The sequence below is a fragment of the Pseudoneobacillus rhizosphaerae genome (assembly GCF_917563885.1).
Classification (GTDB): domain Bacteria; phylum Bacillota; class Bacilli; order Bacillales; family Cytobacillaceae; genus Pseudoneobacillus; species Pseudoneobacillus rhizosphaerae.
Genome location: NZ_CAKJTG010000001.1, coordinates 242472 through 251939 on the forward strand (window position 1 = coordinate 242472; position 9468 = coordinate 251939).

At 38.6% G+C, this 9468-nt stretch carries 9 protein-coding genes; 8 read left to right on the forward strand and 1 reads right to left on the reverse strand.

Features of this window, described 5'->3' with window-relative positions:
• The first annotated feature begins 286 nt into the window (after positions 1-286).
• The 8 genes from LRP83_RS01155 (at position 287) to LRP83_RS01190 (ending at position 8097) form a co-directional block, all read left to right on the forward strand.
• Positions 287-1018: a GntR family transcriptional regulator gene (locus LRP83_RS01155; RefSeq protein ID WP_230494827.1), complete on the forward strand. Its 732-nt coding sequence runs from the start codon at positions 287-289 to the stop codon at positions 1016-1018.
• Positions 1011-2555, forward strand: a complete 1545-nt coding sequence (gene gntK / locus LRP83_RS01160) for a gluconokinase (protein WP_230494828.1) — start codon at positions 1011-1013, stop codon at positions 2553-2555. Before LRP83_RS01155 ends, gntK begins: the two co-directional genes overlap by 8 nt.
• An 18-nt stretch (positions 2556-2573) precedes the next feature.
• The gene (locus LRP83_RS01165; RefSeq protein WP_230494829.1) at positions 2574-3920 is read left to right on the forward strand and encodes a GntP family permease; all 1347 of its coding nucleotides are present in this window, start codon (positions 2574-2576) and stop codon (positions 3918-3920) included.
• Between the two features lie 80 nt (positions 3921-4000).
• Entirely contained in the window at positions 4001-5404 is a 1404-nt protein-coding gene (gene gnd / locus LRP83_RS01170; protein ID WP_230494830.1) for a decarboxylating NADP(+)-dependent phosphogluconate dehydrogenase, read from the forward strand.
• A gap of 846 nt (positions 5405-6250) precedes the next feature.
• Positions 6251-6469, forward strand: a complete 219-nt coding sequence (locus LRP83_RS01175) for a DUF1659 domain-containing protein (protein WP_230494831.1) — start codon at positions 6251-6253, stop codon at positions 6467-6469.
• Positions 6470-6508: 39 nt separating this feature from the next.
• A complete protein-coding gene (locus tag LRP83_RS01180; RefSeq protein ID WP_230494832.1) occupies positions 6509-6727 on the forward strand; it encodes a DUF2922 domain-containing protein in 219 nt (72 codons plus the stop codon).
• Between the two features lie 84 nt (positions 6728-6811).
• Complete coding sequence (locus tag LRP83_RS01185; RefSeq protein ID WP_230494833.1) at positions 6812-6955, forward strand: YvrJ family protein; 144 nt, start codon at positions 6812-6814, stop codon at positions 6953-6955.
• Between the two features lie 671 nt (positions 6956-7626).
• On the forward strand, positions 7627-8097 hold the full coding sequence (locus tag LRP83_RS01190; protein ID WP_230494834.1) for a CcdC protein domain-containing protein: 471 nt from the start codon (positions 7627-7629) through the stop codon (positions 8095-8097).
• Positions 8098-8281: 184 nt separating this feature from the next.
• Here the strand turns inward: LRP83_RS01190 and LRP83_RS01195 are convergent, their stop codons facing one another.
• Positions 8282-9241 carry an HNH endonuclease gene (locus LRP83_RS01195; protein ID WP_230494835.1) on the reverse strand — a complete coding sequence of 320 codons (960 nt, stop codon included), beginning with the start codon at positions 9239-9241 and terminating at the stop codon, positions 8282-8284.
• Positions 9242-9468: the final 227 nt, after the last annotated feature.

A 9468-nucleotide genomic window follows, 5' to 3' on the forward strand; every position in this document is an offset into this window, starting at 1 on the left:
GGTCTATCGCCCAGCCAACAGCTCCGCCTAAGGTCGAAAAGTTACTATTACCCATCAAGAATTGCAGCAGTGTGATTGGCTAACACATTTTACAAATCAAAATAAGTTTAATAAACTCTCTGCCTGTTTTTTTGATTTCTCTGGGACAAGTTCCCTTTGTCCCCCCTAACAAACTTCGACATTTACTGGTAAATCTATCAAAATTCAATAAAAGCGCTTGCATTTTTTAAAAATCGAATTATAATACTTGTATACAAGTACACTTGAATTAACAAGAGGTGAGTTTATGACAGAACAAAAGGAATTTCTCTATCCCCTAAAATGGCTTTCAAAAGCTTCAGCTGGTGATCGTGTAACATCCGAACTTAGAATGCGCATTATTTCGGGTATGACTGAAAGCGGTTCCATCCTTTCTGAAAATAAATTAGCTGCTGATTTCAATGTGAGCCGCTCCCCCATTCGTGAAGCATTAAAAATACTCGCTTCTGAAAAAATCATTCGATTAGAAAGAATGGGTGCGGTTGTCATTGGTTTAACAGAAAAAGAATATGCAGAAATTTATGATGTACGTTTGCTCATCGAATCGTTTGTATTTGAACAGCTTGTAAGCTTGGACACAAAAGATTTAGTAATGGAACTTAGTAAAATACTAGAAATGATGGAAATCGCTATAAAATACCAAGATGCTGATGAGTTTTCTTATCAGGATGTCCTATTCCATGAAACGATTATTCGGGCCATTAATCATTCTTACATCATGATGATCTGGGATAATTTAAAACCTGTGATGGAAAGCTTAATTCTCCTATCTATGCGTAGTCGTTTTAAAGAAAAGTATGAAGACTTTTCAAGGATTATTAATAATCATCAACTCTATATTGATGCGATTAAAACAAAGGATCGAGACCTTATGGTTAAATCGTTACATCAAAACTTTGATGATGTTCAAGAGAAAGTTGAAGACTTGTGGAGGTCGCAACTGATGCTTTCAAAAGGAGGCGAACAACAAAATGACTAACTATATGCTAGGCGTAGACATCGGTACAACCAGTACAAAAGCCGTCTTATTTACAAAAAAAGGCGATGTCCTTCATACAGAAAATATCGGTTATCCACTTTTCACACCGGATATATCAACAGCTGAACAAAACCCGGAGGAAATTTTTCAAGCAGTTATAAAAGCCATTACAAATATCACGAAAAAGCATTCAGATAAAAACCTATCATTTATTTCATTTAGCAGTGCGATGCATAGTGTCATTGCCATTGATCAACATGACCAGCCGCTGACATCTTGCATCACTTGGGCAGATAATCGAAGTGAAGCTTGGGCCCATAAAATAAAAGATGAATTAAATGGGCATGAGATCTACAAACGAACCGGAACACCGATTCATCCGATGTCACCATTAAGCAAAATTGCATGGATTGTCAATGAACATCCCAAAATCGCTGCTAACACGAAAAAATATATCGGTATTAAGGAATATATATTTAAAAAATTCTTTAACCAATATGTTGTCGATCACTCCCTAGCATCATGCATGGGGCTGATGAATCTGAAAAACCTGGATTGGGATGAAGAAGCACTAAAAATTGCTGGAATAACGCGTGATCAATTATCTGAAATCGTCCCTACAACCAAAATATTTACCAACTGTGATCCTGAGCTAGCGAAACAGATTGGAATTGACCCAAAAACCCCCTTTGTCATTGGTGCAAGTGATGGTGTGCTTTCGAACTTAGGTGTAAATGCGATTAGAAAAGGCGAGATTGCGGTCACCATTGGGACAAGCGGTGCGATACGAACCATTATTGATCAGCCGCAAACAGATGAAAAGGGAAGAATATTCTGTTATGCCTTAACGGAAAAGCATTGGGTAATTGGCGGGCCGGTTAACAATGGGGGGATGGTGCTTCGCTGGATCCGGGACGAATTTGCCTCTTCTGAAGTAGAAACAGCCAAAAGATTAGGAATCGATCCATACGAAGTATTAACCAAAATTGCAGAACGCGTAAAACCTGGTGCTGATGGATTATTATTCCATCCATACCTCTCTGGTGAACGAGCACCATTATGGAATCCCGATGTACGTGGCTCATTTTTCGGCTTAACGATGTCACATAAGAAGGAACATATGATTCGAGCAGCTCTAGAAGGTGTTATTTACAATTTATATACTGTGTTTTTAGCGTTAATTGAATGCATGGATGGTCCTGTTACCCGAATCCAAGCTACAGGAGGCTTCGCTAGGTCGGAAGTTTGGCGGCAAATGATGTCCGATATTTTCGAATCTGAAGTAGTCGTCCCCGAAAGCTACGAAAGTTCATGCCTGGGTGCTTGTATTTTAGGAATGTATGCAACAGGAGAAATCGACTCATTTGAAGTCGTTTCTGAAATGGTTGGCAGCACCTTCACACATACACCTGAAGAAGCTGCTGCAAGTGAATACAGGCAATTGTTACCGATTTTTATTAGCATATCCAGAGTATTAGAAAACGACTATACAAGGATTGCCAACTATCAAAGAAGCTTAACCCACACAACTAGGTAAAATACAGGAGGAAATAAAATGCCATTAGTTATTGTTGCAGTTGGAATTTTAGCATTACTTTTATTAATCATGGGGTTAAAATTAAACACCTTTGTTTCATTAATCATTGTATCGTTCGGTGTTGCGTTAGCACTTGGGATCCCACTAGTGGAAGTTGTCAAAACCATTGAAGCTGGATTAGGCGGAACGCTTGGTCACTTAGCATTAATTTTTGGACTTGGAGCGATGCTGGGTAAGTTGATCGCAGATTCTGGCGGCGCTCAACGAATTGCGATGACCCTTGTTAACAAATTTGGTGAAAAGAATATTCAATGGGCAGTCGTAGCAGCCTCATTCATTATCGGTGTTGCATTGTTTTTCGAAGTAGGATTAGTATTATTAATTCCCATCGTATTTGCCATTTCAAGAGAATTAAAAGTTTCAATCCTATATCTTGGTATTCCAATGGTAGCAGCATTATCCGTGACACACGGTTTCTTACCGCCTCACCCAGGACCAACTGTTATTGCTGGTGAATATGGCGCTGATATTGGTCAGGTATTACTTTATGGTTTCATTATTGCGATTCCAACAGTCATCTTAGCTGGACCTATATTTACGAAGCTTGCGAAAAAATTAGTACCGGCATCCTTTACGAAGACTGGAAGTATTGCCTCTTTAGGAGAACAAAAAACATTTAAACTACAAGACACACCTAGCTTTGGAATCAGTGTATTTACCGCTTTACTTCCTGTTATTTTAATGTCAATTGCTACGATCATTACTTTAATGCAAAAAACAATGGGCTTTGAAGATAATAGTTTACTAGCAGCTATCCGTTTTATTGGTGATGCTGGTACTGCGATGTTGCTTTCATTATTATTTGCAATCTATTCAATGGGATTAGCAAGAAAGATTCCAATGAAAGATATTATGGAATCTTGTACCACAGCTATTTTGCATATCGGTATGATGCTTCTAATCATCGGAGGCGGCGGAGCCTTCAAACAAGTCTTAATCACTGGCGGTGTAGGCGACTATGTTGCTGAATTATTCAAAGGAACCTCATTATCTCCAATCTTGCTTGCATGGATTATTGCAGCGATCTTACGTATTGCATTAGGATCTGCCACTGTTTCTGCTTTAACAACAGCTGGTTTAGTTATTCCGATGTTAGGACAAACAGATGTTAACCTTGCTTTAGTTGTACTAGCAACAGGTGCGGGTAGTTTAATCGCTTCACACGTAAACGATGCTGGTTTCTGGATGTTTAAAGAGTATTTTGGTTTAAGTATGAAAGAAACATTTGCAACATGGACCCTGCTAGAGACGATTATTTCAGTAGCTGGATTAGGATTTATTTTATTACTTAGCTTATTTGTATAAGCCTTTTCCGGGCAGTAAATCCCCCACTTATGAGAGGGATTTACTGCCCATTATTCTTTCATAAAAGGAGCGAAATATAAATGTTTAATACAATTGGTGTCATTGGTTTAGGAGTAATGGGCAGTAATATTGCTTTAAATATGGCTAGTAAAGGAGAACAAGTGGCTGTCTATAACTACACAAGAGATTTAACGGATCAGCTTATAGCTAAATTGGACCGTCAGTCGCTCAATCCGTATTACGAAATCCAAGAATTTGTGCAGTCCCTAGAAACTCCGAGAAAGATTTTTCTAATGGTGACAGCGGGTAAGCCCATCGACTCGGTGATCCATTCATTACTTCCTCATCTTGAGGCAGGAGATATCATCATGGACGGTGGTAACTCCCATTACGAAGATACTGAACGCAGATATGATGAGTTGAAAGCGAAAGGAATCCAGTATTTAGGAATTGGTATTTCTGGGGGCGAAGTCGGGGCGTTAAAAGGACCTTCGATCATGCCAGGTGGAGATAAAGAAGCCTATGAAAAAGTAGCACCCATTCTAACAAAAATAGCTGCTCAAGTGGAGGGGGTCCCTTGCTGTATCTATATCGGTCCAAAAGGAGCAGGTCACTTTGTAAAAATGGTGCATAACGGGATTGAGTATGCAGATATGCAGCTAATCGCTGAGGCTTATACATTTTTAAGAGAAAAGTTGCTTTTAGAAGTTCATGAAATTGCTGACATCTTTGAAACTTGGAACAAAGGTGAACTGAAAAGTTATTTAATCGAAATCACAGCAGAAATTTTAAGGAAAAAAGATGAAGTAACGGGCTTACCGCTGATCGATTTAATTCTTGATAAAGCAGGACAAAAAGGAACAGGTAAATGGACAAGCATGCAAGCTATTGATAATGGCATTCCAGCATCGATTATTACAGAGTCTTTGTTTGCTCGTTACATTTCTGCTTTAAAAGAGGAACGGGTTAATGCAGAAAAGATTCTAACCGGCCCTAAGAACGTCGAGCAAAATTTAGATAAAAATGAGTGGATTGACTATATTAGACAAGCTTTATACATGGGAAAAGTTTGTGCGTACTCACAAGGTTTTACTCAATATAAAATGACTTCTGAACTTTTCAGCTGGGATTTGCCTTTAGAAAATATTGCGCTGATATTCCGCGGCGGCTGTATCATCCGTGCAGAATTTTTAAACGTAATAAGCGAATCCTATCAAGCACAACCAAATCTAGCTAATTTACTAATTTCCCCCTATTTTGCTGAAAAGCTTATAGATTACCAGATAGGATTGCGAAAGGTTGTTTGTGAGGGAATAAATTCTGGTATCTCATTCCCATGTTTAAGTTCATCACTTACTTATTACGATAGTTATCGAACAGGCAACTCAAATGCTAACCTTTTGCAAGCACAACGTGATTATTTCGGTGCCCATACGTATCAACGACGTGATTTAGCAGGAGTATATCATACTAATTGGAAATGATAGAATAATATAAGCTGAAATATACACAGCCAATTTTTCTAGGCTTAACTCTCAACGAACACCCTATAGAGTTCGTTGAGAATACATTTAATAATATTTAAATTCAGCAATCGGGCAACGATTGTTGAAGACCATTAGTCTAATTCCCCGGTAAAAATGTGGAGGAATTAGACTTTTTTATCTCTCAAAATCTATTTAGTTAATCATTTTTTCTTAACATTACTCCATTGGTAAATATGTTGGCGACAAGTGGTAAATCCTGTGACCAACGCTGGTAAAAAACATGGAAGAAGTGCTACATCCTTATAGACGAAAAACCCGACACCATCGCCAAGATGTGGGAATCATCTTGCGTTGATAAATAAGCGGAGAAATTTCTCTTAATGACTAAATTTGCACTGAAAACGGCTTAAATAGTCGGAGGAATTCCGACTATTTACTCAAAAAACGTCAAAATGTGGCGTTTTGCTTTACTTAAACGGAAAATCTCCGCTTATATCCCCGAACAGATCCCTATTACGCAGTTTAACCGGAAAATCTCCGCTTATCTAAATATCACTGGTTACTAAATTATACAAAGGACATGAATCCGGTCAGGCAGGACAGGTTGAGACCACACTAAAAGTGACTGTTTTTGAAAGATGAATGATTTTAGGTGGGATATTGTCTCACTAGTCTTTAAACGTGCCTTAGAAACCATTCTAGAGGCTCGTTTTTTTAATGACCTTTTCAGTGGCCACTACCTGTCCCTTAGTCCCAGGCACCAAAAATAAAAAAAATTCCCACCCACCCTGTCCTCACCCACCTTTCACATGTATATAGAAGTTGAAAGGAGGTGAGGAAAACATGGCACAAGCTACTCTAGTAGATTCGAATTTACGTTTGGTATTTGAAACAGGAGTGAATGAGAAAGGAGAACCGATTTTCAAAGGGAAGATGTACAGTAATTTGAAGCATGAAGCAACAGCGGCCCAGCTTTATCAAGCAGCACAAGCTCTTGGCGTTTTATGTAAGGATCCACTTTACACAGTGGAACGTACAGACCGCTCTGACATTATGGCGTAAGCTCAGTGATTAATTTTTCAAAAAAAGGAGGTGAATAGTATGGCGAAAACATTAGAACTTCAATTCGCAACAGAGATGGGCGGAACAGCTCGCATCACAATCGACAATCCGAAGGAACCGATTGATACTGCTACAGTGAAGGCTTCAATGAATCAGATTATTGCTGCTGGAGTTTTCTTTTCTCCTACAGGGAATCTTGTCTCTGTAAAAGGAGCACGAGTGGTGGATCGAAACGTAACAGATTATGAACTAGTGTAAACGGAATCGAGGCTGGCTTCAGTGATGGAGTCAGTCTTTTTTTAGGATAATTCGCTATCTTTATTTGAAAGGAGGCAATCTTAAATGGAACAGTTCGTCCCGCTAATCAGCGAGGTAGGTTTTCCCATTGTCGTGACGTTATACTTGCTTTATCGAATTGAATCGAAGCTAGATTTAGTCGTGCAATCGATCCAAAATCTACCTGAATGGTTAAAGGAAAGAACGTAGATTGAAGCTCATTGTGTTAGCTAGAAAAGCACCCTCCCATTAGAAGAAGGTTTTGTCTTCTGGATGGGAGGGTTTTGACTATCAACACCATTTTTACTCATTTAGATGAAACGCTTATAAGAGGTCGAGAGTTTAAAGAAAATATTCAACCTATCAAAACACGAACATATCTATCAATCAAACGTTTGATTGAATTAGGTTAAAGCCTTATCCACTCTAGCTTTGATGGATATTAATCAAACCTTCATCTCCATTTTGATTATGGAATCACCGCACACAGGGCTGTGACAATGTATCTGTCCGGATTTTTTCGGTACCGGACACCTATTCTTATTTAAAAATAGCAATTTTCAATCAAACGTTTGATTGAATTCAAATTCAATCTGCTATTTTATTGAATCATTTTCACACTTACAAAGTTCTACAGTTTTCGCACTTTCTATTGAAATAATAGTTAGTATTCGGAACAAGGGACCTGTCCCTTGTTCCCAATTCCATTTTTTTGAAAATTGTTAGTTATTATTTAGGGAAATGTTAGTTTAGGAAATTTGAAAAAGTAGTAAAATAGCACTATATGCAAAGTGTAAATAAGTGGGCAATTTTTAAAGTGGCTTTACTTTGAATGACGCTATTTGCCTATTGAGGCATACGAAATGGAGTGAATATTAAACATGCAATATGGAATATACGCAATGCTACTTGTTATTTTTGGATTGGTACTTTGGAGACGAACAAGAGCTATGGTTCGCCCAATCAAAGGTTCTGGCCTGCGGATTTTGTTACCGCTGCTCTACATGTCCCCTGCCCTAGCTGTGGTGATACAACCTTCCGTACACATGACTTCAATAGAAATTGTGGTTTCTGTGATCTTTGGAATCATTTTATCTGTTCCATTGATTTATACAACTGGTTATGAAGTTCGTGAGGATGGAAAAATATATGCCAAAAAAAGCATTGGTTTTGTGATTGCTCTAATCTGTGTTTTTATAATCCGACGATTAGTTACTAACTTCTTGCCACACATTGATGTTTTAACCTTAAATGCTCTGTCAATCATTTCCCTATTTGTGTACATTGGGTTATGGAGAATCATAAGTTATTCAAAATTCAAAAAGGTATATAACTCCAGTTTAGCTGTGTAATTTTTTGTGGGATATAAGTTCCCTTTACCAGTAGAAAAATAAAAGCCAAAATAAATATAGGTACTAGTCACGCGACTGCAAAACAAAAAACAGGATGAAAGTTTACTAAACTCTCACCCTGTTTTTTCGTTTTCTCAGAGAGTGACAGGTACCAGATATTTTACACCCGAAGTTCCTCTGTCCCTTAACGATATTTCTCTCCACCACCCCATAATTCCCTACCACCATCATGTCCAGTATTCGCATGAATATCTTCATCTACTAATTGTAAGACACCTGGTTCCTCACTATGATGCCAAGTAAAGCCCTCTGGAGTATCTCCGTTTGCTAAGGCTTGAAGATCTTGTTCTGTTAATCCCATTTCATTTGCTAACTGTGGGTCAGATTGAATCTCATCATATAATTCAGCATTCGCATAACTAAACTGAACATAATCGGATTGAAGGTACATACTCTCGTCTATTTCAACTTCATACTCCGCATCAAATACAGGATATACTCCTGTTACTTCTTGTCCATTAGGTAATTCAACGGTATTCTCCTCAAAAGGAACATTCGTCTCTGGATGTACAGATCCTTCTAAATGGTCATTCGTCGTTTGAATAGTTACAGATCCTTCTCCGTCAACTTCATAAGGTACCGATTCGGTAGGAGCAGACGCATTAGGAGAATCTACCGTTTCAGCATGAGCAACATCTCCTCCATCGACACCATCCACTATATCAATAACTCCAACAGCTAGAGCACCAATCGCCACTGTTTTAGCCAGAGATGAAGCTCCCTTTTTTAAACGAGCATGATCTCCATCCATGAATCCACCAATAACATCTCCACCGTCATGAATAGCATTTTTGGCAGTAACAACTACCCCCTTTGCCGTTCTACTAACGGCATTGCCCATATCACCTAAGCCTTTATCACGTTTCATAGGATCATCGTTGATCATACCTGAAACCGTATCTAACGCTCCGCTTACTACTTGTCCGGCCGTATCGCCAGCAAATTCAGAAGCCTTTTGCACACCTTTTCCGACGTCTTCTATTAAATCGATCCCTGTTACCTCACCAATGAATTCGATTGGTTTACCAACAACAAATCCAGCCGCCTTCCCAAATCCTTTTCCTAAACCTCTGATAAAAGTCATGTACCGTTACCCCTCTTTATACCTAAATGTCATTTTTTTCATTATATCCCTAGTTTGATAGTTTGTCTTGGGACAAGGGGACAACCTTGTCCCCTTGTTTGGAAGAAGTGCTACATTCTTATAGACGAAAAACCCAACGCCCATCGCCAAGATCTGGGAATCATCTTGGCTTGATAAATAAGCGGAGAAATTTCTCTTAATGACCAATTTGCACTGAAAACGGCTTA